Source organism: Streptomyces sp. NPDC058576 (assembly GCF_042718715.1).
Classification (GTDB): Bacteria; Actinomycetota; Actinomycetes; order Streptomycetales; family Streptomycetaceae; genus Streptomyces.
Map to the genome: position 1 here is coordinate 1 of NZ_JBHXPF010000008.1, position 26378 is coordinate 26378.

23 protein-coding genes are annotated in these 26378 nt (G+C 71.5%); 11 read left to right on the forward strand and 12 right to left on the reverse strand.

The window, feature by feature from the left end; translation table 11 throughout:
• Window positions 1-208: 208 nt before the first annotated feature.
• The 9 genes from ACFWRV_RS08860 to ACFWRV_RS08900 form a co-directional block, all read right to left on the reverse strand.
• On the reverse strand, window positions 209-1597 hold the full coding sequence (locus tag ACFWRV_RS08860; RefSeq protein WP_384330369.1) for an 8-oxoguanine deaminase: 1389 nt from the start codon (window positions 1595-1597) through the stop codon (window positions 209-211).
• Window positions 1598-1642: 45 nt separating this feature from the next.
• Entirely contained in the window at window positions 1643-3046 is a 1404-nt protein-coding gene (locus tag ACFWRV_RS08865; protein ID WP_384330372.1) for a nucleobase:cation symporter-2 family protein, read from the reverse strand.
• A gap of 68 nt (window positions 3047-3114) precedes the next feature.
• Complete coding sequence (gene pucL, locus ACFWRV_RS08870; RefSeq protein WP_031127251.1) at window positions 3115-4038, reverse strand: factor-independent urate hydroxylase; 924 nt, start codon at window positions 4036-4038, stop codon at window positions 3115-3117.
• 7 nt (window positions 4039-4045) lie between these two features.
• Window positions 4046-4435 carry a hydroxyisourate hydrolase gene (uraH, locus tag ACFWRV_RS08875; RefSeq protein ID WP_073881777.1) on the reverse strand — a complete coding sequence of 130 codons (390 nt, stop codon included), beginning with the start codon at window positions 4433-4435 and terminating at the stop codon, window positions 4046-4048.
• Window positions 4436-4455: 20 nt separating this feature from the next.
• The gene (gene uraD, locus ACFWRV_RS08880) at window positions 4456-4992 is read right to left on the reverse strand and encodes a 2-oxo-4-hydroxy-4-carboxy-5-ureidoimidazoline decarboxylase (protein WP_384330376.1); all 537 of its coding nucleotides are present in this window, start codon (window positions 4990-4992) and stop codon (window positions 4456-4458) included.
• A 164-nt stretch (window positions 4993-5156) separates the two neighbouring features.
• Window positions 5157-5477, reverse strand: a complete 321-nt coding sequence (locus tag ACFWRV_RS08885) for a helix-turn-helix domain-containing protein (RefSeq protein WP_217689496.1) — start codon at window positions 5475-5477, stop codon at window positions 5157-5159.
• Between the two features lie 116 nt (window positions 5478-5593).
• Complete coding sequence (locus ACFWRV_RS08890; RefSeq protein ID WP_384330379.1) at window positions 5594-5845, reverse strand: hypothetical protein; 252 nt, start codon at window positions 5843-5845, stop codon at window positions 5594-5596.
• A 107-nt stretch (window positions 5846-5952) separates the two neighbouring features.
• Window positions 5953-7158: a lactonase family protein gene (locus tag ACFWRV_RS08895; protein ID WP_384330382.1), complete on the reverse strand. Its 1206-nt coding sequence runs from the start codon at window positions 7156-7158 to the stop codon at window positions 5953-5955.
• 135 nt (window positions 7159-7293) lie between these two features.
• The gene (locus ACFWRV_RS08900; RefSeq protein ID WP_384330385.1) at window positions 7294-8133 is read right to left on the reverse strand and encodes a GntR family transcriptional regulator; all 840 of its coding nucleotides are present in this window, start codon (window positions 8131-8133) and stop codon (window positions 7294-7296) included.
• A 280-nt stretch (window positions 8134-8413) separates the two neighbouring features.
• On the opposite strand from ACFWRV_RS08900, the gene ACFWRV_RS08905 reads away from it, so the two are divergent.
• The 8 genes from ACFWRV_RS08905 to ACFWRV_RS08940 all read left to right on the forward strand — a co-directional run bounded on the left by ACFWRV_RS08905 (window position 8414) and on the right by ACFWRV_RS08940 (window position 18516).
• Window positions 8414-9682: an extracellular solute-binding protein gene (locus ACFWRV_RS08905; RefSeq protein WP_384330388.1), complete on the forward strand. Its 1269-nt coding sequence runs from the start codon at window positions 8414-8416 to the stop codon at window positions 9680-9682.
• Between the two features lie 41 nt (window positions 9683-9723).
• Window positions 9724-10716, forward strand: coding sequence for a carbohydrate ABC transporter permease (locus tag ACFWRV_RS08910; RefSeq protein WP_384330390.1), 993 nt, complete (start codon window positions 9724-9726; stop codon window positions 10714-10716).
• Window positions 10713-11558 (forward strand): carbohydrate ABC transporter permease, encoded by an 846-nt coding sequence (locus tag ACFWRV_RS08915; RefSeq protein WP_384330393.1) that lies wholly within the window; start codon window positions 10713-10715, stop codon window positions 11556-11558. The genes ACFWRV_RS08910 and ACFWRV_RS08915 overlap by 4 nt, the downstream gene beginning before the upstream one ends.
• A gap of 55 nt (window positions 11559-11613) precedes the next feature.
• Entirely contained in the window at window positions 11614-13197 is a 1584-nt protein-coding gene (locus tag ACFWRV_RS08920) for a beta-N-acetylhexosaminidase (protein WP_384330396.1), read from the forward strand.
• Between the two features lie 95 nt (window positions 13198-13292).
• Window positions 13293-14753 carry a cellulose binding domain-containing protein gene (locus tag ACFWRV_RS08925; RefSeq protein ID WP_384330399.1) on the forward strand — a complete coding sequence of 487 codons (1461 nt, stop codon included), beginning with the start codon at window positions 13293-13295 and terminating at the stop codon, window positions 14751-14753.
• 250 nt (window positions 14754-15003) lie between these two features.
• Window positions 15004-15843: a TIM barrel protein gene (locus tag ACFWRV_RS08930; RefSeq protein WP_384330402.1), complete on the forward strand. Its 840-nt coding sequence runs from the start codon at window positions 15004-15006 to the stop codon at window positions 15841-15843.
• Window positions 15844-15921: 78 nt separating this feature from the next.
• Window positions 15922-16815 (forward strand): 2-hydroxy-3-oxopropionate reductase, encoded by an 894-nt coding sequence (locus tag ACFWRV_RS08935; RefSeq protein ID WP_384330405.1) that lies wholly within the window; start codon window positions 15922-15924, stop codon window positions 16813-16815.
• 243 nt (window positions 16816-17058) lie between these two features.
• Window positions 17059-18516, forward strand: a complete 1458-nt coding sequence (locus ACFWRV_RS08940; RefSeq protein ID WP_384330408.1) for a catalase — start codon at window positions 17059-17061, stop codon at window positions 18514-18516.
• Between the two features lie 887 nt (window positions 18517-19403).
• Here the strand turns inward: ACFWRV_RS08940 and gcl are convergent.
• A complete protein-coding gene (gene gcl, locus ACFWRV_RS08945) occupies window positions 19404-21188 on the reverse strand; it encodes a glyoxylate carboligase (RefSeq protein WP_384330411.1) in 1785 nt (594 codons plus the stop codon).
• Between the two features lie 260 nt (window positions 21189-21448).
• On the opposite strand from gcl, the gene ACFWRV_RS08950 reads away from it, so the two are divergent.
• The 3 genes from ACFWRV_RS08950 (at window position 21449) to ACFWRV_RS08960 (ending at window position 23109) form a co-directional block, all read left to right on the forward strand.
• Window positions 21449-22159: a hypothetical protein gene (locus tag ACFWRV_RS08950; RefSeq protein WP_384330413.1), complete on the forward strand. Its 711-nt coding sequence runs from the start codon at window positions 21449-21451 to the stop codon at window positions 22157-22159.
• Between the two features lie 82 nt (window positions 22160-22241).
• Window positions 22242-22871, forward strand: a complete 630-nt coding sequence (locus tag ACFWRV_RS08955; RefSeq protein WP_384330416.1) for a GNAT family N-acetyltransferase — start codon at window positions 22242-22244, stop codon at window positions 22869-22871.
• A gap of 40 nt (window positions 22872-22911) precedes the next feature.
• Window positions 22912-23109: a hypothetical protein gene (locus ACFWRV_RS08960; RefSeq protein WP_384330419.1), complete on the forward strand. Its 198-nt coding sequence runs from the start codon at window positions 22912-22914 to the stop codon at window positions 23107-23109.
• Between the two features lie 66 nt (window positions 23110-23175).
• Here the strand turns inward: ACFWRV_RS08960 and ACFWRV_RS08965 are convergent, their stop codons facing one another.
• Together ACFWRV_RS08965 and ACFWRV_RS08970 are read right to left on the reverse strand one after the other, a co-directional pair.
• Window positions 23176-25524 (reverse strand): ABC transporter permease, encoded by a 2349-nt coding sequence (locus tag ACFWRV_RS08965; protein ID WP_384330422.1) that lies wholly within the window; start codon window positions 25522-25524, stop codon window positions 23176-23178.
• Complete coding sequence (locus ACFWRV_RS08970) at window positions 25521-26228, reverse strand: ABC transporter ATP-binding protein (protein WP_384330425.1); 708 nt, start codon at window positions 26226-26228, stop codon at window positions 25521-25523. Before ACFWRV_RS08970 ends, ACFWRV_RS08965 begins: the two co-directional genes overlap by 4 nt.
• Window positions 26229-26378: the final 150 nt, after the last annotated feature.

A 26378-nucleotide genomic window follows, 5' to 3' on the forward strand; every position in this document is an offset into this window, starting at 1 on the left:
GCCTCTCCGTGGGGGTGCTGGGGGGTCCGGGGGGGGGGGGGGGGCGCCCCGGGGGGGGGTGGGGGGGGCGGGTTCAACCCCGGGCCGGGGGGGGCCGCCCGTGGGGGCGTGCGCCCGCCGGACCGGCTGCCGTGGGCCCCGCTCGGGTCCACGGCGGCCGGTCTCGGGCCGTCCCCCTCGACCGGCCGGTCGGGGATACCGCCCGGAGTCAGGCTCCGGCGGCGATCTGCGCGAGGCGGCGGGCCTCGTCGCGGGTGACGCGGGCGATGGCGTCCTCGTCCACCGTGGTGAGGTGGTTGCCCTCGACGACCGGCTTGCCGTCGACGAGGGAGAGGGTCACCGGGGCGGCCGCGCCGAAGATGAGCGCGGTCACCGGGTCGGCGATCGAGGAGTGGGCCAGGGTGTCCAGCTTCCAGAGGACGAGGTCGGCGAGCTTGCCGGCCTCCAGGGAGCCGATCTGGTCGGCGCGGCCCAGCACCTGGGCTCCGCCGAAGGTCCCGAGGCGCAGGGCCTGACGGGCGTTCAGGGCGGCCTCGCGGTGGGCGCCGAGGCGGTTGATGAGCAGCGCGTTGCGCAGCTCGGTGTGGAGTTCGCCGGACTCGTTGGAGGCGGTGCCGTCCACGCCGAGGCCTACGGGTACGCCGGCGGCGAGCATGTCGGGGACGCGGGCGATCCCGGCGGCGAGGCGGGCGTTGGAGGACGGGCAGTGGGCGACGCCCGTACCCGTACGGGCGAAGGCGGCGATGTCCGAGTCGTTCATGTGGACGCAGTGCGCCATCCACACGTCGCTGCCGAGCCAGCCGGTCGACTCGAAGTAGTCGGTCGGGCCCATCCCGAACAGCTCCTTGCAGAACTGCTCCTCCTCGACGGTCTCCGAGCCGTGGGTGTGCAGCCGTACGCCCTTGCGGCGGGCCAACTCGGCTCCCTGGCGCATCAGTTCGGTGGAGACCGAGAAGGGCGAACAGGGGGCGACGGCGACCTGGGTCATGGCGTCGAAGGAGGCGTCGTGGTGCGCGTCGATCGTCGCCTCGGTGGCGGCGAGCGCGCCCTCCAGGGTCTCGACGGCGAAGTCCGGGGGCAGGCCGCCGTCCTTCTCGCTGCGGTCCATGGAGCCCCGGGCGAGAGTGAACCGTACGCCCATCTCACGGGCGGCCCCGATGATGGCGCCGGACAGGTCGCCGGAGTCCTTCGGGAAGACGTAGTGGTGGTCCATGGCGGTGGTGACGCCGCCGCGGGCCATCATGGCGAGCGAGCCCTGCGCGGCGGCGCGGGCCATCGGCTCGTCGATGCGCGCCCAGGTCGGGTAGAGGGCGACCAGCCAGTTGAAGAGGTTGTGGTCGGTGGCCAGGCCCCGGGTGATCCACTGGTAGAAGTGGTGGTGGGTGTTGACCAGGCCGGGCGTCGCCAGGTGCCCGGTGCCGTCGATGCGCCGGACGACTCCGGTCAGGCCCTCCGGGGCCTTGCCCGCGCCGACGGATTCGATGCGGTTGTCCGCCACGACGATGTACCCGGACGCGTACTCCGTGTCGTGGGCGTCGACGGTGGCGATCGAACAGTTCTCGATGATGATGCGCTGAGGGTCTGCCGAAGCTGCCATGGTGCTTCCTTCTTCTTTCTGTGGCGATGTGGGCACGGCAGGACCCTAGGAGGATTTGAGTGCCACAGCGGTGCGGCTGTGGGTGCCGAGATGGTGGAAGAACAGGTTGAGCACGACCGCGACCAGCGCTCCCGCGCTGATCCCGGAGCCGAGGACGGTCTGCGCCCAGGCCGGGAATCCGGCGTAGAAGGTGGGCGCGGCGAGCGGGATGATGCCCGCGCCGAGCGCGACGGCCACCAGGATGATGTTGGAGCTGTCGTCCAGGCCCGCCTCGGAGAGCGTACGGATGCCGCTGACCGCGATGGAGCCGAAGAGGACGATGCCGGCGCCGCCGAGGACGGGCATCGGGACGAGCGAGACGACCGCGCCGAGCACCGGGAAGGCGCCGAGGACCAGGAGCGCTCCGCCGGCGGCCGCGACGACGTACCGGCTGCGCACGCGGGTCAGCGAGACGACGCCGACGTTCTGGGCGAAGGCGCTGGTGGGGAAACCGCCGAAGACCGGGCCGAGGAGGGTGGCGATGCCGTCGGTGCGCAGCCCGCGGGTGATGGTGCGGCCGTCGGTGCGGCGGTCGCAGATCTCGCCGAGGGCCAGCATCCCGGCGGAGGACTCCGTCATCAGCACGAGCATGACGATGCAGAGGGAGAGGATCGCGGCGGGCTGGAACTCCGGCGCGCCGAAGGCGAAGGGGGTCGGCAGGGCGGCGAGCGGTGCGGACTTCAGCGCGGAGAAGTCGGCGAGTCCGAACGGGATCGCGGCCAGCGTGCCGACGAACATGCCCATGAGCAGGGCCACTTGCTTGAGGAAGCCGCGGCCGAAGCGCTGGATGAGCAGGATGACGACGAGGGTGAAGGCGGCCAGCGCCAGGTACTTCATGGCGCCGAAGTCGGCGGCGGTGGCGTCGCCGCCCTGTGCCCAGGCGACGGGCACGGGCATGAGGGTGACGCCGATGAGGGTGATGACCACACCGGTGACGAGCGGCGGGAAGAAGCGCAGCAGCCTGCCGAAGAAGGGGCCGACGGCCAGGCAGAAGACTCCGGCGACGAGCACCGCCCCGTAGATCGCGGGGAGTTGGTGGCCCGGTGCGCTGGTCTCGGCGATGGCGAGCATCGGCGCGATCCCGGCGGAGGATGCGGCGTTGACGAAGGGGAGCCGGTTGCCGGCGAAGCGGCCGAGACCGATCGTCTGGAGGATGGTGGCGAGTCCGGCGATCAGGAGGCTGGCCGCGATGAGCCGGGTCATGCCGGCGGTGTCCAGGCCGACGGCCTGGCCGATGATCAGCGGAGGGGTGACGACGCCCGCGTACATGGCGGCGATGTGCTGGAGAGCGGCGGGGACGAGCCGCGCGGGAGGAAGCTTCTCGTCGACCGGGTGAACTGCCGTGTCGGCGGCGGTGGTCGGTGAGGTTTTGCATGGGCCTTCTGCCGGCCCCGTTGCAGGCTGTGCCATGGGTGTTCCCTCCGGGATGACCGGCCCCCGCCCGTCTGTGGTCGGACGGGGGCCGGTTCAGTGCCGCGTCAGAGGTTGGTCATGTCGACCGGGATCTTCGGCTCGACGCCGTCCCGGAGCACGGTGGCCTCGATCAGACCGTAGGGACGGTCCGCCGCGAAGTAGACCTCGTTGTCGTTCTTGAGGCCGAACGGTTCGAGGTCCACCAGGAAGTGGTGGTTGTTCGGCAGCGAGAAGCGGATCTCGTCGATCTCGCTCCGGCTGTTGATGATGCGCGAACCCATCTGGTACAGGGTCTGCTGGAGCGAGAGGGAGTACGTCTCGGCGAAGGCCTGGAGCATGTGCTTGCGCGCCTGCTCGTAGGACTTCTCCCAGTTCGGCATGCGCTGCTCGTCGCTGGTCCAGTTGTAGCGCCAGCGGGCCGAGACGTCCGTCGCCAGGATGCGGTCGTACGCCTCCTTCAGCGTCGTGTACTTGTCCTTGACGTAGCCCCAGAACTCGGAGTTGGTCGAGTTCATCACCGTGAGGTCCTTGAGGCCCGAGATGACCTCCCAGTTCTCACCGTCGTAGGTGATCTGGGAGACACGGGTCTCCATGCCCTTGCGGGCGAAGGAGTGCCTGACCTCGTCGGCGCCGATGAACTTCGAGTTGCCGTCGGAGGTCGCGATGCGCTCCCAGCTGTACTCCTCGATCCGGATCCGGGCACGGTGGATCGGCTCCTGCGAGGAGACGAAGTGCCGGGCGAGGTGGATGCCGAACTGCTCGGCGGACTCGATCCCGTGCTCCTTGGCGAACGCGTACACCGTGTTCTTGGTGGTGTCGGTCGGCAGGACGTTGGCGTTGGAGCCGGAGTAGTGCACGTCGTCCATGTCGCCGGAGAGGGCGACCGAGACGTTCAGGTCCTTGATGTGGTGGGTGTCGCCGTCCCGCGTGATCTTGACGACGCGGTTCTCTGCTTTGCCGTACTGGTTCTGGCCGAGAATCGTGGGCATGTCGGTGCTAGCTCCCTCGGTAAACGGAGTAGCCGAACGGGTTGAGCAGCAGCGGTACGTGATAGTGCTCGCCCGGGACGACCGCGAAGGCGATCGTCACTTCCGGGAAGAACGCGCCGCTGTCCCTTACGCGGGGGGCGTCCTGCTGCGCCTCGGCTTGCTTCTTGGAAAAGTACGTCTCGGTGTCGAAGTCGAGACGCACATGGGTCGTGCCCTCCGGCAGCGCCGGGAGGTCCTTGCAACGCCCGTCCGCATCGGTCGCCGAGGCTCCGAGCGTCACGTACGGCGCGTCGCCGCCGCTGCGGGCGGCGAGCGAGACGGCGACGGACGCGGCGGGGCGGCCGATGCTGGTGTCCAGGATGTGGGTGGACACCGATGCGGTCGTGTCGGTACTCAAGACCGTCACTCTCCTAGATCTCAAGAGTCCTGTGCGGGAGCGCCCTCTGCGAGGGTCTCCGTCACGAGACGGGTCAGCCGGATGCGGTTGATCTTGCCCAGTTCGGTGCGCACGATCTCCTGCTCCTGCTCGGGCGAGTTCCCGATCCGGGACTTCACCGCGTCGCGCATCTGCTCACCGGTGGCGCCGGTGGCGCAGATCAGGAAGACATGTCCGAACCGCTCCTGGTAGGCCAGGTTCAGTTCGAGCATCTCGGTCTTGAGCTCCTCGGAGGCGCCGGCCATCCCCCGCTGCTCGCGGGAGGAGGTCGGGTCGCCGGGCTTCGGGCGGCCGATCGGCGGGTGGCCCGCCATCGCGTCGGCCAGGTCCGCCGCGGTGAGCTGCGCCGTGGCGGCGTCGCTCGCGGTGAGCAGGGCTTCTTCGGTGGCGTACGGACGCCCGGCGAGGATGGTGTCTCCCCAGGTCGCACTGGCACACACCTCGTGCAGTGCGGGGGTGGCCTCGCCGTCCGCCAGGGTGTTGAACCGGGTGAGGCCCGGTGTGGAGCTCGAAGTCACGGGAGCCTCCGTGGCTGTTTTTCGCTGTGCGTTGTTCGGGCTGCGGATAGCTAACGCCCTCCGCAACACGACGTCAACACTTTGTTGAAATCTCGCGAACGAAGAAAGCCGCCGTCCCGGCATGCGGACGGCGGCTTTCCTGTGCGTTCGGCGGTTTCGGCCAACTACTCACCCTTGGCCGTATGTTCCCTGTTGAGGTAGTTGTACACGGTGAACCGGGAAACGCCCAGGGCGCCGGCCACGGTCTCCACCCCGTGCCGTACGGAGAAGGCACCGCGTGCCTCCAGGGTCCGGACCACGCTCTGCTTGGCCTTCCGGTCCAGGTCGGCGAGCGGCATCCCGTGCCGTCGCTCCATCGCGGCGAGGATGTGGTCCAGCGAGTCGGAGAGCTGGGGCAGGCGTACGGCTATGACGTCCTGGCCCTCCCAGGCCAGCACCACGTCGTCCGGCTGGGCCTGCTCGGGGCCGAGCAGTTCGGCCCCCATCGCGTCGACGAGCGGCTTGACGGCCGAGACGAGGGGGTGGTCGACCGTTGCCGAAGGGTTATCCACCGCCGCCGGGGAACTGTCGACCGTTGCCGGGGGGCGGTCGGCGGAAGCGGTCATGACGCGTCCCCCTCGATCACGTTGACCTGGAGCGAGACCCGGGTGGCGCCCGAGGCCAGGGCTTGGCGCAGCAGGGCGTCCACGGCGGTGAGCACCTCGTCCGCGCCTCCTTCCGCGGTATTGCCGAAGGGGCCGACGTCGACGGCGTCCAGCTCGGCCCCCTGGATCACCTCTCGGGCCACCACCGCGTGGGTGGGCGCCTCGTCGAGATCGAAGGGCTCGGTGGTGAATTCCACCCTCAAGCGCACTGTGCCTCCCTGATGTCCTCGCCGCGGGTGCGGGCGCGCGGCTGGGCCACGACTGTAACCGCTGTACAGACCCCGGCCCGGTGCGCGCGGGGCCCCGACGGCGGTGATCACGCAAGCGGCAGGACGCAGACCGCGACCGGTGCGGGGAAGGGGTCGCCGGCGGCGGTCAGGGAGCCGTCGGGGCCGACCCCGAAGACGGTGACGGTGGCGGACCGCTGGTTGGCGGCGAAGAGCAGGGAGCCGTCCGGCGACAGGGCGAGCTGACGCGGCCAGTCGCCGCCGACGGGCACCGTGTCCAGCAGCCGCACGGCCGCCCCGTCGTCCTCCACGGCGTAACGGGTGAGGCTGTTGTGGCCCCGGTTGGCGAGGTAGACGTACGCCCCGTCTCCGGTGACGACCGGCTGGGACGGGTAGCTGGTGCCGGATCCCGTACCGGTGGGCTGTCCGGGCCCCGGGGTGAGGGCGCCGGTGGCGGGGTCGTACGCGCAGACGACCAGGCTGTTGTCCAGCTCGCAGGCCAGGTACGCGAAGCGCCCGCCGGGATGGAAGGCCAGGTGGCGCGGGCCGGAGCCGGGGGCCAGGGTGGCGCGGGAGACCTCGGTGAGCGTCCCGGCCGCCTCGTCCAGCGCGTACGTGTACACGGTGTCGGTGCCCAGGTCGACGGCGAGGATGTGGCCGCCGTCGGGGGCGGTGACGATCTGGTGGGCGTGCGGCCCGCCCTGGCCGGGGCCGGGCGGCGGTGAGCCGTGGGTGACCAGGTCGGTGCGCTCCCCCAGCGAGCCGTCCTCGGCGATGGGGTGCACGGCGACGCTGCCGGAGCCGTAGTTCGCGCTGAGCAGCCGGCGTCCGGACGGGTGGACGGAGAGGTGGGTGGTCCCGGAGCCGCCGGTGGGACGGCTGCCCAGCACCTCGTACGTCCCGTCCGGCGCGATGCTCACGGCGGTGACGGCCCCCGCCTCCTGCTCGGCGACCGCGTAGACGGTGGCGCCGGAGGGGTGGAGGGCCAGGTAGGAGGGGTTCTCGACGCCGGTGATCACGGGGCCCGGGGTGATCGCGCCGGTGCCGGTGTCGTACGCGGCGGTGCCGATGCCGGTGCCGCCTCCACCCTCGGAGGTGTACGTGCCGAGCAGCAGCGGGCGGGTGGCGCGCGGGGCGGGTGCGGGGGCAGGGCGGGCCGCGGCGCGGGCGGACGAGGCGAGGGCGGGGGTGGCGGCCAGGGCGGCTCCGGCCACCAGACCGCCGAGGAGGCCGCGGCGGCTGGGGAGCGCGGAGGCGGGACGCGAGTGAGGGGCGGGCCGGGGGGCTGGATTCATACGAGGCACCTCGTGTGGGGGTTCGGCTGCGTCGGATGCGTCCGCCACCCTGGCCCGCCGACACCCGACCGGCAAGAGGTGCAACGACAGTTGCATCCTGCGCAACGCGGATGCTGGCGGCGGTCCGGCCCCTGATCAGCCGCCCGCCTGGATGTCCCCCCTGGTCGAGGAGGCGATGGCGTCGCCGTGCGCGAAGTCGCCCGGCGGGATGCCCGGGTGGTGCCCGTCCCGGTCGGGGGCGACCTCGGCCGCCGGGCCTAGCGCCAGCCGGGAGACGATCCGGTAGCGGTCGCCCCGGTAGAGCGAGTGGACGTACTCCACCGGCCGGCCCGTGGTGTCGGAGGTCAGCCGCTCGAAGAGCAGCGCCGGGGACAGCTCGGGGACGTCGAGCAGCCGCGCCTCGGCGCGGGTGACGACGGTGGGCTCGATCGCCTGGACCGCCTCGTGGACGTGCACGCCGTGGGTGGCGCGCAGATGCTCGTACAGGTCGCCGCTCTCCAGCTCCTGCGCGCTGAGTCCGGGCACCAGCTCGGCCCGGATGTGCAGGTGCTCGATGGCCATCGGCGCGCCGTCGACCAGCCGCAGCCGCGCCACGTAGACGATCTCGGCGGCGGGTGACATGCGCAGCTTGCGGCCGACCCGGGCCCCCGCCTGGAGGGTGGTGAACTCCAGCAGCCGGCTCGACCAGGCGCCCGCCGCCTGCGGCACGCTCAGCGCCCGGTCCCCGGCGACCAGCTCCTGGGTGATCTTGGCGGGGGCGACGAACATGCCCCGGCCGTGCTCGCGCACCAGGAGCCCGGCGGCGACCAGCTCGTCGACCGCCGCGCGCACGGTGGGCCGCGACACGCCGAGCAGGGCGCACAGGGCGCGCTCCGAGGGGATGGCGTCCCCGGGGCTGCGCGATTCGATCAGCTCCAGCACGGCATCGCGGGTCCGCTCCCGTTTGAGCACCGTCCCCGGCACGTCCGCGTCCATGGTCTCCCCTCCCGACGACTCGACTTCCCTTACCAGTTGACCACCCCACGCCGCCAACTGGCCTGCTGGTCAGGTGAAGTGTAGCGCTCGCGAGGCCGCCATCGGTTGCTCACGTGACGACTAGATCACCAAATTGCCTTTGTACGCAGGGGGTTGACGACCCCATTGGTCTATGCCACCTTCGTCCACCACCGAGAGGCAAGCTGTCCAGTGAGCCTCACTGGTCAGGTGGTCAGGTCTCGTCAGGTCCGTCCGATCCATTCTGCTTCCGAGGTGAACCGTGAAGTACCGCTTGCTCGCCGGTGGGCCCGTGCTCGTCCTGACCGCCGCGCTCAGTGCCTGTAGTTCGTCGTCCGGGCCGGACTCCGGCAACGGGGACGGCCGGACGACGGTGGACGTCTGGCTGATGCGCGACAGCGTCTCGGCGCAGTTCCAGAAGGAGTTCACCGCGGACTTCGAGAAGCGCCACCCCTTGATCGACGTGAAGATCCAGATCCAGGAGTGGGACGGGATCGGCCAGAAGATCACGGCCGCCCTGGCCAGCAACGACGCCCCCGACGTCATCGAGGCGGGCAACACCCAGGTGGCCCAGTTCGCGGAGAGCGGCGGGCTGCTCGACCTCAGCGACCGCAAGGGCGAGCTGAACGGCGAGGACTGGCTGCGCGGCCTGGCCGAGCCGGGGTCGTACGAGGGCAAGCAGTACGGGATCCCCTACTACGCGGCGAACCGGGTGGTCGTCCACCGCACCGACCTCTTCGAGAAGGCGGGCGTCGACGCGGCGGAGATCAAGACCCGCGAGCAGTGGATCGACGCGACCACCGAGCTCAACAAGGGCGGCACGCAGGGCATCTACCTGCCGGGACAGATGTGGTACGCGCTGGCCGGGTTCATCTGGGACGAGGGCGGCGACCTCGCAGCCGAGTCCGGCGGGAAGTGGTCCGGCGCGCTGGACACCCCCGAGGCGCTGCGCGGCATGGAGTTCTACGCGGAGCTCCAGGCGCTCGGCAAGGGCCCCAAGGACTCCGACGAGGACGACCCGCCGCAGGCCGAGGTGATGGCCCAGGGACAGGTGGCCCAGGTCATCTCCACCCCGGGCGGGGCCAACGTCATCGCGGAGAACAATCCCGAACTCAAGGGCAAGCTCGGCTTCTTCCCGATCCCCGGCAAGACGGCGGACACGCCGGGCGCGGTCTTCACCGGAGGCTCCGACCTGGTCGTGCCGGCCGCCGCGGCCCACCCCGACGAGGCGGTCACCTTCATCAAGGAGCTGACCGGGGACACCTGGCAGAAGAAGCTCGCCGTCGCCATGAGCTATGTGCCGAACCGGACATCGCTGGCCTCTGCCGTGGCCGGCGACCCGGGGGCCGCCGCGATGGCGGTCGGCGCGGCCAACGGGCACGCCACGCCCAACACCCCGGGCTGGGCGGCGGTCGAGGCGGAGAACCCGATCAAGGACTACATGACGGCCGTGCTCACCGGGGGCGATCCGGCGAAGGAGGCGGCGAAGGCCTCGCAGGACATCACCCGGGCCATGAACGCCGGTTCCTGACCCCGCCCCCTCTCCCTCCCGGCCTCGAAAGGAGGCGTGCCGTGCCGGTCGTCGACCAACGGACCGCACCCCGCACACCCCGGCGGCGACCGGCAGCGCGTCTCGCCGTACGCAAGGCCCCGCCCCGGCGGCGGGGGTCCGGCCGGGGCCACCGCCTCTGGCCGTACGCCTTGGTCGCCCCGGCCGTCGGCGGCATGCTCTATCTGCTGGTCTACCCGCTGGCGCGGGCCGTCCTGATCTCGTTCCAGGACTTCCGGCTCCGTCAGCTGATCACCGGTGACGCGGAGTTCGTCGGGCTGCGGAACTATGCGACGCTGCTGACGGATCCCCGGTTCTGGGAGGTGGTCCGCCGCACCTTCCTCTTCATGGCGATCAACGTCGTCCTGATCATGGTGATCGCCACCGCGGTCGCCCTGATGGTGGAGCGGCTGGGCCGGATCGGGCGGACGGTGGTGCTGTGCTCGCTCGTGCTGGCCTGGGCGATGCCGGTGGTGGCGGCCACCACGGTCTTCCAGTGGCTGTTCCACTCGGAGTTCGGGATCGTCAACTGGTCACTGACCTCGCTCGGCCTCGACTCCTTCGACCGCTACCCGTGGTTCGCCAACGGCACCGCCGCCTTCGCGATCCTGGTGACGCTGATCGTCTGGCAGTCGGTGCCGTTCGCCGCGATCACGCTGTACTCGGCCCTGACCACGGTGCCCCTGGAGCTGTACGAGTCGGCACGGCTGGACGGGGCGGGCGCGGGGCGGATCTTCCGCTCGGTCACCTTCCCCATGCTGCGGCCGATCTTTCTGCTGGTCATCTCGCTGGAGGTGATCTGGACGTTCAAGGCGTTCGTCCAGATCTGGGTGATGACCCGGGGCGGTCCGGGCGACGCGACGACGATCCTGCCGGTCTACGCGGTGCAGACGGCCCTCTCCGGCCAGCGCTACGACCTGGGCTCCGCCGCATCGATGGTCACCGTGGTCCTGATGTCCGGGGTGCTCGTCCTCTACTTCCGCCAGATGCTCCGCCAGGAGGACGAGTCCCGATGAACTCACCTGTCGTACGTACCCGGCTCCGGCGGCTTCCGCTGAACATCGCCGCCGCCGTGACCGTCGTGATCTGTCTCTTCCCCGTCTACTGGATGATCTCCACGGCCTTCAAGCCGTCCAAGGACATCCAGTCCGCCGACCCGCGGCTCTTCCCGCACACCTGGACGCTCGACCACTTCCGACGGGCGGTGGAGGCCGACGGGTTCGCGCTGTTCTGGCGCAACAGCATCCTGGTCACGCTGGGGGCGGTGCTGCTGGCGCTGCTGGTGGCGCTGGGCGCGGCGTACGCCGTGGCGCGGATGCGGTGGAAGGGCCGGCGGCAGTTCATGCTGATGATCTTCATCGCGCAGATGGCGCCCTGGGAGTCCCTGATCATCCCGGTCTACATCATCTCGCGGGACACGAACATGCTCGACCGGCTGCCGACGCTGACGCTGATCTACTTCATGATCACGCTCCCGTTCACCGTCGTGGTGCTGCGCGGCTTCATCGGGACGATCCCGCCGGAGCTGGAGGAGGCCGCGCAGGTCGACGGCTGCACCCGGACCGGGGCCTTCTGGCGGGTGGCGATGCCGCTGCTGGCGCCGGGCCTGATGGCGACCTCGCTGTTCGGCTTCATCACCGCCTGGAACGAGTTCGCCTACGCCAACTTCCTGATCATCAAGCAGCAGGACAACCGGACGCTGCCGGTCTGGCTGTCGTCCTTCCAGAACACCTTCGGCACCGACTGGGGCGCCACGATGGCCGCCTCCACCCTCTTCGCGCTGCCCGCCCTGGTGATCTTCCTGCTGCTCCAGCGCCATGTCACGTCCGGCTTCGCCGCCGGTGCCGTCAAGGGCTGAGCAGCGGAGAACGCCCCGCCCCCCGCCTGCCCGCGAACCGAACCCGGAGGCCCCCGTGCCCGCATCGCGCCCCGCCCTCTCCCTCCTCCCCCGCCCCAGCAAGGTCTCCTCGCTCGGCGGCCGGCTCACCCTCGACCGGGACGCCGCCGTCCGGGCGCTGCCGGGGGCGGAACCGGCGGCGGACCTGCTGCGCTCCCTGGTCGGCCGCGCCGCGGGACTGCCGCTCGCACCGTCGCCGGACGGCCGGGTCGTCCTCGCCCTGGACGACCGGCTCGGCGGCCTCGGCGAGGAGGGGTACGGGCTGACGGTCGCCCCACAGGCACTCCAGCTGCGCGCCGCCCATCTCACCGGGCTGCTGAGGGGCATCCAGACGATCCGCCAACTCCTGCCCCCAGAGGCCCTGTCGGGCGGGGCGGGGGCCGGCCCCTGGGAGCTGCCCTGCGTCGAGATCACCGACGTACCGGAGAGGCCGTGGCGCGGGGCGATGCTGGACGTGGCGCGGCGCTTCCAGCCGGTCGGCTATCTGCGCCGGTACGTGGACCTGATGGCGCTGCACAAGCTGAACGTCCTGCACCTCCACCTCACCGACGACCAGGGCTGGCGGATGCCGGTCGACGCCTACCCCCGGCTGGTCTCGGTCGGCTCCCGGCGGGCGCGGTCGCAGAAGGGCCCGACCGGTCCGGACGGGGCGCACTTCGACGCCCTGCCGCACGAAGGGCACTACACCAAGGCGGAGTTGAGGGGGCTGGTGCGGTACGCGGCGGAGCGCGGGATCACCGTCGTACCGGAGATCGAGATGCCCGGCCATGTGCGGGCCGCGCTGGCCGCCTACCCGGAGCTGGGCAATCATCCGGGGCGGCGGCTGGATGTGTGGACCCGCTGGGGGGTGTGCGACACCATCCTCGGCGTGCACGAGGGGGTCTTCGGCTTCTGCCGGGCCGTGCTGGAGGAGGTGATGGACGTCTTCCCGTCGCCGTACATCCACATCGGGGGCGAGGAGTGCCCGACCACCGAGTGGGAGGACAGCCCGGCGGCCCGGGAACGCGCGGCGGCGCTGGGGCTCGCGGACCCGGCGGAGCTGCACGGCTGGTTCATGGGCCGGATCGGGGCGTTCCTGGTGGAGCGCGGCCGGATTCCGCTCGGCTGGGTCGAGAACGGCGCCGAACTCCCCCCGGAGTTCACGGTGATGACCTGGCGGGACTCCTCGCACGCCCGGGCCGCCGTCCGCCGCGGCCACCAGGTGATCGCCGCGCACCACCGGGCGACCTACCTCGACTACGCCCAGTCCGGGGACCCGTCGGAGCCGGTCGCCCAGCCCGGGGCGCCGGTTTCCCTGCACACGGTCCACGGCTACGAACCGGCGCCGCACGACTGGCCGGAGGCGGAGCGGGCCCGGGTGCTCGGGACCCAGGCCCAGCTGTGGACCGAGTACGCCCGTACCCCCGAGGAGATCGAGTACCTCGGCTTCCCCCGGCTCTGCGCGCTCGCCGACCGGTCCTGGTCCGGCGGGCACGGCGACTGGCCGGGGTTCGTCGAGCGGCTGCGTCACCACACCGCCCGGCTGGACGCCCTGGGCGTCCCCTACCGCCCGCTGGACGCACGGTCGCTCGCGACCGAGGCCGCTCCGGCATCCGCGTGACCTGCCCCCTCCCCTTCTCCCCACCCCCTCCGCAGGAACAGCGCGACGTCATCCGTCATCACTCCCCCACCACCGTTCCGGAGAGGAACAAGCCCGTGAAGACACCTGTCGACACACCCCGCAGGAAGCACCGCCCGAGCAGGCTGCGCACCGCCGCCGCCTCGGCCGCCGCCGTGGCCCTGGCCGCCACCGGTCTGGCCGCGCTGCCGTCCTCGGCGTCCGCCGCCGCGGACGGGATCGTGGTCCAGTACCGGACGAGCGCCGCCGGGGCGAGCGCCGACCAGAGCGAGCCGTGGCTGAAGGTACGGAACGCCGGCTCCACCTCCGTACCGCTGAGCAGCGTCAAGGTGCGCTACTACTTCAAGGCCGACTCCCTGTCCGCCGCCTACCGGTTCGCCTGTTCCTGGGCGGTGAAGGGGTGCGCGAACATCACCGGTACGTTCGGGACGCTCGCCGGTCCGACCGCCACCGCCGACCGCTACCTGGAGATCGGCTTCACCGCCGGGGCGGGCTCGCTGGCGCCGGGCGCGGACACCGGTGACCTGCAACTCCGGTTCCATCAGAGCTCCTGGGCCTCGCTCGTCCAGTCCGACGACTACTCCTTCGGCCCGGACCGGACCGCGTACGGCGACTGGGCCAAGGTGACGGCCCATGTCTCCGGGGCGACCGTGTGGGGCGAGGCGCCCGGCGGCAACGGCCCGACCGACCCGCCGGACCCCACGGACCCGCCCACCGACCCCCCGGCCGACGGCCCCCGGCTGTTCGACGACTTCGCCTACAGCTCGCACACCGACCCGAAGATCAACGCGAACGGCTGGAGCGTACGCGCCAACTCCGGCGGCCCCGGCGTACCGGGCGCGACCTGGGCCCCGGAGAACGTCACCTTCGCCTCGCAGAGCGGGAACTCGGTGATGAACCTGGAGACCTCGACGGCGGGCACGGGGGCGTCGACGAAGCACACCGAGATCCTGACCAGGTCGATGAAGTTCAAGAACGGGACGTACGCGTCCCGGGTGAAGTTCAGCGACGCGCCGCGCTCGGGCCCGGACGGCGACCGGATCGTGCAGACGTTCTTCACCATCAACGACCTGAAGGCGCCGATGGCGGACGACTACGCGGAGTACGACTTCGAGTATCTGCCGAACGGCGGCTGGGGCGAGCCGGTGAACATCCTCTACACGACCTCGTGGGAGACCTACCGGCCCGACCCGTGGGAGGCGGTCAACGCGCACAGCGAGGTCCGGGCGTCGTACGCGGGCTGGCACGACCTGGTGGTGACGATCGACGACAACCAGATCACGTACTACGTCGACGGTCAGCACTTCGGGACGCACGGGGCGGCGTATCTGCCCGAGCGGCCCATGTCGATCAACTTCAACCAGTGGCTGATCGACCTGGCGGGCCAGCCGAGCACGACGCCCCGCGCCTACGACCAGCAGGTCGACTACGTCCTGCACGTGAAGGACCAGGTGCTCACCCCCGCGCAGGTGAACGCGATGGTCGGGGCGTACCGCAGCGCGGGAACGAGCTTCGAGGACACGGTTCCGGCGGTATAGCGGTACGGGCGCGAACAGCGCCCACGGCGTGCGAACCGGGCGGGGCGGGGGTCGACAGCGGCCCCCGCCCCGCTTTCGCATGCCCAGCGGGGCCCCCGGGAGGACTTCGAAGGCGCCCCGGCAGCGATTCCGTACGCCGTCGACTGCGGCGAATTTTGCGGCACCCCCTTGACAGCTCCACCACCCTCCGGGCAATCTTCCGTTAAGCAGAAACTAACTTCCGCAATACGGAAGGAGCGCCGACATCCTCATGGGATACCCGGACCAGCGCTTCAATGTGAACCTTTCGATCCTCTTCACGGAACTCCCGCTCCTGGAGCGTCCCGCGGCAGCCGCCGCGGCGGGCTTCACGGCGGTCGAGCTGTGGTGGCCCTGGATCGAGACCCCGACCCCCATCCGGGCTGAGCTCGACGCCCTCAAGAAGGCGCTCGACGACGCCGGCACCCAACTGGTGGGGCTGAACTTCTACGCCGGACAGCTCCCCGGCCCCGACCGCGGCTCGCTCTCCGTGCCCGGCACGGAGTCGGACCGCTTCCGGGAGAACATCGAGGTGGCGGCCGACTTCGCCGCCTCGGTCGGCTGCACGGCGCTCAACGCGCTGTACGGCAACCGCGTCGAGGGCGTGGACCCGCAGGTGCAGGACGCGCTCGCGCTGGAGAACCTGGTGCTGGCCGCCCGCGCGGCGGACCGCGTCGGGGCGATCCTGCTCGTCGAGACCCTCAACAAGCCGGAGTCGCCGCTCTATCCGCTGGTCTCCGCACCGGCCGCGATCGAGGTCGTCGACAAGGTCAACGCGGCGACGGGCCTCGGGAACGCCAAGTTCCTGCTGGACCTGTACCACCTCTCGATGAACGGCGAGGACCTGAGCCAGGTCATCAAGGCGTACGCCGCGAAGACCGGCCACGTCCAGATCGCCGACAACCCGGGACGCGGCGCGCCGGGCACCGGCTCGCTCCCGCTGGAGCGGCTCCTCGACGAGCTGAAGGACGCCGGTTACGCGGGCTGGGTCGGCCTGGAGTACAAGCCGGGCGACCGGCCGAGCGCGGAGTCCTTCGACTGGCTCCCGGCGTCGGCCCGAGCGGCCGGCTGACCGGCTGCGGACGGGCCGGGTCGACCCCGGTCGAGCCCAACCCCCTTACGTAACAACGTTTTTCAGGAAGGCACCCTCATGAGCAACAACCTCCCCAAGGTCGCCTGGATCGGTCTCGGCATCATGGGCTCCCCCATGTCGGAGAACCTGATCAAGGCCGGTTACTCCGTCACCGGATACACCCTGGAGCAGGACAAGATCGACCGGCTGGTCGCGGCCGGCGGCACCGGCGCCTCCTCGATCGCGGACGCGGTCGGGGACGCGGATGTCGTCATCACGATGGTGCCCGCATCGCCGCAGGTCGAGGCCATCGCCTACGGCCCCGACGGCATCCTGGAGAACGCGAAGCGCGGCGCGCTGCTGGTGGACATGTCGTCCATCACCCCGCAGACCTCCGTGGACCTCGCCAAGAACGCGACCGAGAAGGGCATCCGGGTCCTGGACGCGCCGGTCTCCGGCGGCGAGGCCGGCGCCATCGAGGCGGTCCTGTCCATCATGGTCGGCGGCGAGCAGGCGGACTTCGACGCCGCGAAGCCGCTCCTCGACGCGCTCGGCAAGACCATCGTGCTCTGCGGCCCGCACGGCTCCGGCCAGACGGTGAAGGCCGCCAACCAGCTGATCGTGGCGGTCAACATCCAGGCCTGCGCCGAGGCCGTGGTCTTCCTGGAGAAGTCCGGGGTCGACCTCACCGCCGCGCTGGACGTCCTCAACGGCGGCCTCGCCGGCTCGACCGTGCTGACCCGCAAGAAGGACAACTTCCTCAAGCGGGACTTCGCCCCCGGCTTCCGGATCGACCTGCACCACAAGGACATGGGCATCGTGACCGACGCCGCCCGCAACGTCGGCGCGGCCCTGCCCGTCGGCGGCGTGGTCGCCCAGCTGGTCGCGTCGCTGCGCGCCCAGGGCGACGGCGGCCTGGACCACTCGGCGCTGCTGCGCTCGGTCGAGCGGCTGTCCGGCGCCCAGGTCTGACCCCTCCCCGGCCCCGTGAAGGGCGACCGGCCATGATCGCCGGTCCGCCCCCGGGGCCACGGCCCGCACGACGGGCCCCCTGATCTCCGGGCCGCGGTGGCGCTGACACCTGTCCTGTCGCGCCCAGGCGCTGCCGCGGCCCGGAACCACACACTTCGTTTTCAACAAACTGTTGACGTTGCTTCGCGGCGAATCTACGCTCCTCAAGCCGTCAGCAGCTCGTACGAAAGGTCATCCCGCCACATGGCTAAGCGTGTGCTCACGACCGAGTCAGGCGCCCCGGTCGCCGACAACCAGAATTCCGCCACCGCCGGTGTCGGTGGACCGATCCTCCTCCAGGACCAGCACCTTCTGGAGAAGCTCGCCCGCTTCAACCGTGAGCGCATCCCGGAGCGCGTGGTGCACGCCCGTGGCTCCGGCGCGTACGGCTACTTCGAGGTGACCGACGACGTCACCGGCTTCACCAGCGCCGACTTCCTCTCCTCGGTCGGCAAACGCACCGAGACGTTCCTCCGCTTCTCGACCGTCGCCGACTCCCTCGGCGGCGCGGACGCGGTCCGCGACCCGCGCGGCTTCGCCCTCAAGTTCTACACGGACGAGGGCAATTACGACCTGGTCGGGAACAACACCCCGGTATTCTTCATCAAGGACCCGATCAAGTTCCCCGACTTCATCCACTCGCAGAAGCGCGACCCGTTCACGGGCAAGCAGGAGCCGGACAACGTCTGGGACTTCTGGGCGCACGCCCCCGAGGCGACGCACCAGGTCACCTGGCTGATGGGCGACCGCGGCATCCCCGCCTCGTACCGTCACATGAACGGCTACGGCTCGCACACCTACCAGTGGACGAACGCCGAGGGCGAGGCCTTCTTCGTCAAGTACCACTTCAAGACGAACCAGGGCGTGCGGTCCCTCTCCGCCGACCAGGCCGCCGAGCTCGTCGGCAAGGACGCCAACTCGCACCAGACGGACCTGCTCCAGGCCATCGAGCGCGGCGTCAACCCCTCCTGGACGCTGCACGTCCAGGTGATGCCGGCCGCCGACGCCGCCGACTACCGGTTCAACCCGTTCGACCTCACCAAGGTGTGGCCGCACAGCGACTACCCGCTCCAGCGGGTCGGCCGCCTGGTCCTGGACCGGAACCCGGACAACGTCTTCGCCGAGGTCGAGCAGGCCGCGTTCTCCCCGAACAACTTCGTGCCCGGCATCGGTCCGTCCCCGGACAAGATGCTCCAGGGCCGGCTGTTCGCCTACGCGGACGCGCACCGCTACCGCCTGGGCGTCAACCACACCCACCTCCCGGTGAACGCGCCGCGGACCGCCGTCGTCGACAACTACGGCCGCGACGGCATCCACGCGACCCGCAACGGCTCGCGCCACGACAAGAACTACGAGCCCAACTCGTACGCCGGTCCGGCACAGACGGGCGCGGCGCTCGCCGCCCCGCTGGCGATCCACGGCTGGACGGGCACGCACGAGGCGCCCGCGCACGCCAAGGACGACGACTTCTTCCAGGCGGGCGAACTCTTCCGGCTCATGTCGGAGGACGAGAAGGGCCGCCTGGTCGCGAACATCGCCGGAGGCCTCTCGCAGGTCACCCGCGACGACGTGATCGAGAAGAACCTCGCCCACTTCCACGCCGCCGACGCCGACTACGGCAAGCGCGTGGAGGAGGCCGTCCGCGCCCTGCGCGAGGACTGAGCCTCCCTCAAGTCCCTGCCCGTTCCGCGCACCCGGATGAGGGGTGCCGCGCGGCACGGGCAGGACGACGAGGCCGCGGCGGTCGAGCGATGCCAGTGCGGTGGTGAAGGACCCGGGGACCGTCTCCTGACCTGAAGGAGACGCCCTCCCCCGGGGCCGATCGCCGCCCGCCGCGGTCCCTGTCACCCCTGAACGAGGGCGTGGAGTACGGATACGGTCCCGTACTCCACGCCCTTCTGCGTGCCCGGGCACCCTCTGCGTCCCCGGGCACCCTCTGCGTCCCCGGGCGCCCTCTGAGTGCCCGGCCGCCCTCTGCGTCCCCGGGCGCCCTCTGCGTCCCCGGGCGCCTTCGGCCAGCCGCGGGCGCCTTCTGCGTCCCCAGGCCGCCCTCTGCCTCCCCGGGCGCCTTCTGCGTCCCCAGGCCGCCCTCTGCCTCCCCGGGCCGCCCTCTGCCTCCCCGGGCAACTCCGCCCGTCGCAGCCAACTCCAGCCCGTCGCGGGCAACTCCAGCCCGTCCGGCGTTTGAGGACGGAACCCTCGCGCCGGTGGGGCCGCACCCAATTCAGCCCGTCCGGCGTTTGAGGACGGAACCCTCGCGGTGGGTGGGCGCGCGCCACGCAGGCAGGGCTCACACGGGAGCGGCCGACACCACCACCACCACGGTTCCGTCCTCAAGCGCCGGACGGGCTGGGAGAAGCGGGATACGGGCCCACCGCCCCACGGGCCCACTCTCAAACGCCGGGCAGGCTGGAGTTCGGGGGGCGAGGCCGCCCCGCAGCAGGGCGAGAAGGTCGACGCCGTGTACGACGAGGTGGCCAGAACCGCGCAAAGGGCCCCTGCCCCGGAGTTTCGCTCCGGGGCAGGGGCCCTCGCGGGTGACCGATCCGTCAGGTGGTCGTCAGGGGACGGATCGCGGTCGGGGCGTGGGACGGGTCCGTGGCAAGGTCCTCGAACTCGTTCACCGACGCGATGTCACTGCCGCTCATCGCGATGTTCGTGATGCGCTCCAGGATCGCCTCGACCACCACCGGCACCCGGAACTCCGCCGCCAGCTTCTTCGCCTCCTCGAAGGCCGGCAGCAGCTGGTCCGGCTCGGTGACCCGGATCGCCTTGCAGCCGAGACCCTCGACGACCTTGACGTGGTCGACGCCGTAGACGCCCAGCTCGGGGGAGTTGATGTTCTCGAACTCCAGGTTGACCTGGAAGTCGATGTCGAAGTTGCGCTGCGCCTGGCGGATGAGGCCCAGGTAGGAGTTGTTCACCAGGACGTGGACGTACGGGATGCGGTGCTGCGCGCCGACGGCCAGCTCCTCCAGCATGAACTGGAAGTCGTAGTCGCCGGAGAGGGCCACGACCGTGCCCTCCGGGTCGGCGGTGGCGACGCCCAGCGCGGCCGGGATCGTCCAGCCCAGCGGACCCGCCTGGCCGCAGTTGATCCAGTGACGCGGCTTGTACACGTGCAGCATCTGCGCGCCCGCGATCTGGGAGAGCCCGATCGTGGTGACGTAACGGGTCTCGGGGCCGAACGCCCGGTTCATCTCCTCGTACACGCGCTGCGGCTTGAGCGGCACGTTGTCGAAGTGCGTCTTGCGCTGGAGGGTCGCCTTGCGCTCCTGCGTGGAGCCGGCCCAGGCCGAGCGGTCCTTGAGCCTGCCCGCGGCCTTCAGCTCGCGCGCCACCTCGACGAAGAGCTTCAGCGCGGCCTTGGCGTCGGAGGCGATGCCGAGGTCGGGGGCGAAGATCTTGCCGATCTGGGTGGGCTCGATGTCCACGTGGACGAAGGTGCGGCCCTGGGTGTAGACGTCCAGCTTGCCGGTGTGACGGTTGGCCCAGCGGTTGCCGATGCCGAGGACGAAGTCGGACTCCAGGAAGTTCGCGTTGCCGTAGCGGTGCGAGGTCTGGAGGCCGACCATGCCGGCGTTCAGCTCGTGGTCGTCGGGGAGGATGCCCCAGCCCATCAGGGTCGGGATGACCGGGACGCCGGTCAGCTCGGCGAACTCCACCAGCAGCTCGGAGGCGTCGGCGTTGATGATGCCGCCGCCCGCGACGAGCACCGGCCGCTCCGAGGCGTTCAGCAGCTCCACGGCCCGCTCGATCTGCCTGCGGGAGGCGGCGGGCTTGTGCACCGGGAGGGGCTCGTACAGCTCCGGGTCGAACTCGATCTCGGTCAGCTGGACGTCGATCGGCAGGTCGATGAGGACCGGGCCGGGGCGGCCGGTGCGCATCAGGTGGAACGCCTGCTGGAAGACGCCGGGGACCTGGGCCGCCTCCAGGACGGTGGTCGCCGCCTTGGTGACCGGCTTGGCGATCGAGGCGATGTCGACGGCCTGGAAGTCCTCCTTGTGCAGGACGGCCGTCGGGGCCTGGCCGGTGATGCACAGGATCGGGATGGAGTCGGCGATGGCGGAGTACAGCCCGGTGATCATGTCGGTGCCCGCCGGGCCCGACGTACCGATGCAGACGCCGATGTTGCCGGCCTTGGCCCGGGTGTAGCCCTCGGCCATGTGGGAGGCGCCCTCGACGTGCCGGGCCAGGGTGTGGTTCACCCCGCCGGAGGCCTTGAGGGCCGCGTAGAAGGGGTTGATCGCCGCGCCCGGAACGCCGAACGCGTTGCTGACGCCTTCGCGCTTCAGGATCTCAACTGCCGCTCGGGCAGCGGTCATACGAGGCATGGAAGCTCCTGCTCGGGATTGGTGGAGTCGGGCTCTGTCGCGCCACCTGAGAGCACCAATTCCGTATTACGGAAACTTAGTTCTGCTATATGGAAGCAATCTAGAAGCTGGGGCGACCGCAGTCAAGGGCGTGCACCGCCGCACGCACCACACGGAGTACGTCAATCCCCTCCCCAGAGCCTCGCTCCTGGTGGACGATGATGTGACGAGTCAGGCACGGAGCGGAGTCGGCCGCGCGTCCGTGCCGGAGGGAGAGATACGTGGAGTCCGTGCCGGTCCGCTGCCCTGTCTGCAGCCGGGACCACGCCTACAGCACACCGGCCTACCCCTGCCCGTGCGGAGCGCCCACCGCCCCACCGCTGCTGCGCGGCGCCCCGGCGGTCCGGGTCGGTCACCGCAGCTGGAACGACGCCTGGGTCACCGTCCGCTGCACGTCCTGCGCCCGGGAGGACCAGTGGCCGCAGCCCGAGCTGTGCTGCCCGTGCGGAACCGTCCTGCGGATACCGGTGCGCCCGGTGGCCGCCGCGCCGGCCCCGGCAGCACCGGTCCCGCCGGCCCACATCCCCCTGCCGCGCACCGCGGCGTACCCGCGCCCCACGTTCCGCCCGATGACCATCCGTACGGGCCACGACGCGGTGAGCGCGGCCGGTCTGTATCTGACCTGGCTCGGCTACCGCGACGTCGGGCGGCCCGGGGCGGGCCCGGCCTCCGGCATCGATCTGCGCGGCGACGGCGTGATCGCGCAGGTCGACTCCAGCACCCGGCCGGCGACGCTGCGCGCGGTCGAGACCCTCTGGCTCAACGCGCTGGGCACCTCGGCCGCCGGGGTGTTCTTCTCCCTCGCGGGGTACGCGGCCGAGGCACGGGCCCGCGCGGACGGCGTCGGCCTCCCCCTCTTCGTCATGGACCTCACCGGAACCCCGCAGCCGGTGAACAGCCCCGCCGACGAGCTGGTGAGCACGGGCGCCTGAACGGAGGACCCGGGCGCCGCCCGGGGAGGTGGATCCGGCCACCCGCATACCGGCCCGGCCTCCGGCGCGGCACACTGAGTACATGCGTATCCGCTCCGCCAGACGCTCGGATCTCCCGCTACTCCAGGACATCGAGCGCGCCGCAGGGGAACCGTTCCGCGCCCTGGGCATGGCCTTCGTGGCCGACGACGATCCGCCCCCGCTCGACCTGCTGGAGAGCTACCGGCTGGCAGGCCGCTGCTGGGTGGCCACCGACCCCCTCTCCGCCACCGGCGACCGGCCGCTCGGCTATGTGCTCGCCGACCCCGTCGACGACGCCCTGCACATCGAGCAGGTATCGGTCGACCCCGCCGCCGCCCGCCGGGGCATCGGCCGGGATCTGATCGCCCACCTCGCCGCCCTGGCCGCGCGGCGGGGCAGGGCGGCACTCACCCTGACCACCTTCACCGACGTACCGTGGAACGCCCCGTACTACGCCCGGATCGGCTTCCGGGTCCTGGCCGAGCACGAGCTCACCGAAGGGCTCCGAGCGATCCGCGCCGAGGAGGCCCAGCACGGCCTCGACCGCTGGCCGCGCGTCTGCATGCGACGCGAACTGGCGGCCGTCCCCCGGCCGGCGAAGGCCCCGAAGCCCGCGAAGACCCCACCGGTTCCGGACACGTCGGAAGCCGTGGACGCTCCGGCACCCGTGGCGGTCAGTGGCGGCACTTGAGACCCACCGGCTATGGGGGGGGTGGGTCTAAGCTGTGCGCATGGCTTTACTCCCGGACAGCTCCCACCCCGCAGACTGCCCCGCCCCCGCCGCCGAACAGGCGAACGAGGCGATCCGCGCGCTCGTCGACGCCACCGGACAGGACTGGTCCGCGGTTCAGGCGGCGACGTATGAGGTGCTGCTCATCGAGTGGGCGGCGGCGACCCGGGGCGGCTCCGACATCATCGAGGCCGCCTGAACCGACGGCCTCGTCGCTCCGGCCGCCGAGCTCGGCGGGCGCGGCATCGGCTTCCGGTCGGAACTCCTACTCGGTGCGCAGCGCCGTGGCGGTCCGGGCCCGGGCAGCCCAGCCGGCGGGCAGGAGCGCGCCCAGGGCGGCGATGAGCAGGCCGCCCAGCACGAGCGGGAGCAGCTCGGCGACGCGGTAGACGGCGAGTACGGACTCGGGGAGGCGGAGCCCCACGCTGTCGCCCATCGCGGGGAGGACCCACCCGTGCAGGGCCACGCCCAGCGGAACGCCCAGAGCTCCCGCGACCAGGCCGGTCACGACGACCGAGGTCAGGACCATCGCGATGGTCTGCCGGGGGGTCATACCCAGCGCCTTGTGGACACCGATCTCCCGGACGCGCTCGCGGGTGTCGAGCAGCACGCCGTTGAGCACGCCGAGCGCGGCGACGGCGACGAGCATCAGCGTGAGGATCGCGGACAGCGCGTTGAGCGTGACGACCATGTCGCTGCCGCCGTCGAGCCCGCCGGCCCGGGCGGTGGCCTTCAGCGGTGTCAGGTCCTTGTTCAGCGCGTCGACGTAGCCGGCCACGTCGGTGCCCGATGTGACGGCGATGTGGTGGCTCGTCTCCGTCGGTTCGGGACGTGCCGTCGCGAGGGTCGAGGCGTCGGTGAAGACCTGCTTGCCTGCCTTGCGGGGGTCGAGGACCTCGCCGACGATCCGGACGGGGACCGGCTCGGCCAGGCCGTTCAGGGTGACGGTGTCGCCGACGCGGGTACCGGTGGCGGCCAGGAAGGGGGTGGGTACCACCGCCTCGCCCGGCCGGTCGATCCAGCGGCCCGCGACCATGGTGTAGCCGCCCCAGGAGGCGTCGCCGGTGAAGGCGGTCACGTCGACGGTGCCGGTCAGGCCGGAAACGGTCGCCCGTACCGTCGCGGCACTGTAGTGCTTCCCGGTTCCCTCGGCGGCCCCGATGGCCGCGGCCACCGCGGCGGGATCGGCTTCGGGCCGCTTCCCCGGGGCCGGGCTCCGCGGCTCGAACTCCGGCATGGGCGCGGGCACCACCACATCGGCGGCGTCGTGGGCCCTGGCCTTCATCACCTCGCCGAGCGAAGCGCCCATCCCCACGGTGAAGGTGACGGCAACGGTCCCGAACAGGATCGCCGCGCCCATGGCCAGAGCGCGGGCGGGCCGTGCGAAGGGCCGGACCAGGCCCAGGGCGACCGGCTGCGGCAACGGCAGCCGGCCGGCCAGGCGGACCGCCCTCCGGCCGCGCCCCGCCGAAGCCGCACGCCCGACGGCGAGGGCGTCGACCGTACGGAGCCGTCCGGCCCGCCGGGCACTCGCCCACGCGGTCGCCGCCACCAGGCCCAGTACCCCGGCGATCACCGCCGAGTCGACCCAGGGGGTGACGGCCAGGGAGGAGATGCCGTAGACCTCCCCGGTCTCGGCCAGGACGGGAACGGCGAGCAGGTGGCCGGCCAGGACACCGAGGGCCGTGCCGGCGGTGGCCGGGATCAGCGCCTGCCCCACGTGGGCCCGCACGACCTGGGCGGGGGTGAAGCCGACGGCCTTGAGTATGCCGATGCGACGCGTTGCCGTGCCGACAGCCGACGCGACGACGTTGCCGACGATGAGCACCGACATGACCAGGCCCAGGGCGCCGAACGCGATGAGGAACGGAACATAGAGGGCCGTGTCGCGCTCGGCGGTCTCCCTGACGGTGAGCCACGACTGTTCGCCGACGGCCCACTCCGCCGGCAGGGATGCCGTCACGGCCCTGCCGCCGGCGGTGATCTGCGCGGCAGTGCCCGCGTCGGTGAAGCGGTACAGCATCTGGTATCCGCCGCTGCCGGGCGCGGTGAGCGCCGGCATCTGGGCCGGAACCACCCAGGCGTCGGCGGTTCGGGTGACCGAGCGGGCCACACCGACCACCGTCAGCGTCGGATCGCCGGGCAGGTCGAGGAAGCCGATCCTCCTGCCCATCGTCGGGATGACCGGGGAGTCGGCGGACAGCACGATCTCGCCGGAGTGAGTGGGCCACCGGCCGTCGAGCAGGGCCACCTCGTCCACGTCCCGGCCGGGATCGCTCCGGCCGGCCACGGTCATCGGCCCCCCGGGGCCCGCCCCGTCCGGCCGTGGGGTGACCGTCGCCGTACGGAACGGCCCGGCCGCGCTACTCACCCCTTCCGCGTCCTTGGACGCCGACAGCCGACCCGCTTGCGCCCTGCCCGCGTCGAACTGCAGGGACAGATGCGCGCCGTGCCGCGCGGCGAAGGCGCTGTCGAAGGGAGCACCGGACACCACGAGCAGTGATCCGCCGAGGACGGAGGCGGTCACCGCCATCATCGTGGCCAGCCCGATCACCAGGGTCTGCACCCGGCGGCGTCCCACTCCCGAGCGCACCACCGTGCCGAGCGCGCTCATCGGACGGCCTCCGGGGCGACGGCGTGCGAGCGGGCGTCCTCGGTGATACGGCCGTCGGCGATCTTGACCGTACGGTTCGTGCAGGACCGGGCCAGAGCGAGGTCGTGGGTGACCACGACGATGGTCTGGCCCTCGGCGTGGAGTTCGGTGAGCAGCCTGCTGACGTCCTGTCCGGCGGCCGTGTCCAGGGCGCCGGTCGGCTCGTCCGCCAGGAGCAGCGGCGGCCGGTTCATCAACGCCCGGGCCACCGCGACACGCTGCCGCTCGCCGCCGGACAGCCGCCCGGGGTAGGCGCGGGCCTGCCGGTCGACGCCGAGCGATTCCAGGAGTTCCGCCGCCCGGCGGTCCGCCTCGCCACGCCCCATGCCCGCGAGGCGTGCGGGCAGGGCGACGTTGTCGGCGACGGTCAGGTCGTCGAGCAGGTTGAAGAACTGGAAGACCATGCCGATCTTCGATCGTCGGTACAGCGCCGATCCGGCCTCGCCCAGCTGGTCCACCCGCACCCCGTCGACGGTGACCGTCCCCGTGTCGGGGCGGTCCAGGCCCGCGATCAGATGGAGGAGCGTGGACTTGCCGCTGCCGGAAGGGCCGAGGATCGCGACGGCCTCGCCGGGCCGCACGGTCAGCGACACCTCGTGCAGAGCGGGCGGGCCGTCGTCGTACCGACGTCTCACCTCGCGCAGTTCGATCACCGGCAGGGTCATGAAAGGCTCCTCGGACAGGGGTGGTCGGCTGCGTGAACGCTAGGAGCGGACCCGGTCCGCGCGCGTCGCCCGGCCGGACCACGTGCGGTACCGCGCTGGGCTGAGCCGGGGAAACGTCATCCCTTCGATGTAGGCGGGGGATGTATCCGG

Coding starts and splice junctions, on each gene's coding strand:
- ACFWRV_RS08860 (WP_384330369.1), bottom strand. CDS start 1,597: ATGGCAGCTTCGGCAGACCCTCAGCGCATCATCATCGAGAACTGTTCG.
- ACFWRV_RS08865 (WP_384330372.1), bottom strand. CDS start 3,046: ATGGCACAGCCTGCAACGGGGCCGGCAGAAGGCCCATGCAAAACCTCA.
- pucL (WP_031127251.1), bottom strand. CDS start 4,038: ATGCCCACGATTCTCGGCCAGAACCAGTACGGCAAAGCAGAGAACCGC.
- ACFWRV_RS08885 (WP_217689496.1), bottom strand. CDS start 5,477: ATGGGGGCCGAACTGCTCGGCCCCGAGCAGGCCCAGCCGGACGACGTG.
- ACFWRV_RS08895 (WP_384330382.1), bottom strand. CDS start 7,158: ATGAATCCAGCCCCCCGGCCCGCCCCTCACTCGCGTCCCGCCTCCGCG.
- ACFWRV_RS08900 (WP_384330385.1), bottom strand. CDS start 8,133: ATGGACGCGGACGTGCCGGGGACGGTGCTCAAACGGGAGCGGACCCGC.
- ACFWRV_RS08915 (WP_384330393.1), top strand. CDS start 10,713: ATGAACTCACCTGTCGTACGTACCCGGCTCCGGCGGCTTCCGCTGAAC.
- ACFWRV_RS08930 (WP_384330402.1), top strand. CDS start 15,004: ATGGGATACCCGGACCAGCGCTTCAATGTGAACCTTTCGATCCTCTTC.
- ACFWRV_RS08935 (WP_384330405.1), top strand. CDS start 15,922: ATGAGCAACAACCTCCCCAAGGTCGCCTGGATCGGTCTCGGCATCATG.
- ACFWRV_RS08940 (WP_384330408.1), top strand. CDS start 17,059: ATGGCTAAGCGTGTGCTCACGACCGAGTCAGGCGCCCCGGTCGCCGAC.
- gcl (WP_384330411.1), bottom strand. CDS start 21,188: ATGCCTCGTATGACCGCTGCCCGAGCGGCAGTTGAGATCCTGAAGCGC.
- ACFWRV_RS08955 (WP_384330416.1), top strand. CDS start 22,242: ATGCGTATCCGCTCCGCCAGACGCTCGGATCTCCCGCTACTCCAGGAC.
- ACFWRV_RS08960 (WP_384330419.1), top strand. CDS start 22,912: ATGGCTTTACTCCCGGACAGCTCCCACCCCGCAGACTGCCCCGCCCCC.
- ACFWRV_RS08965 (WP_384330422.1), bottom strand. CDS start 25,524: ATGAGCGCGCTCGGCACGGTGGTGCGCTCGGGAGTGGGACGCCGCCGG.
- ACFWRV_RS08970 (WP_384330425.1), bottom strand. CDS start 26,228: ATGACCCTGCCGGTGATCGAACTGCGCGAGGTGAGACGTCGGTACGAC.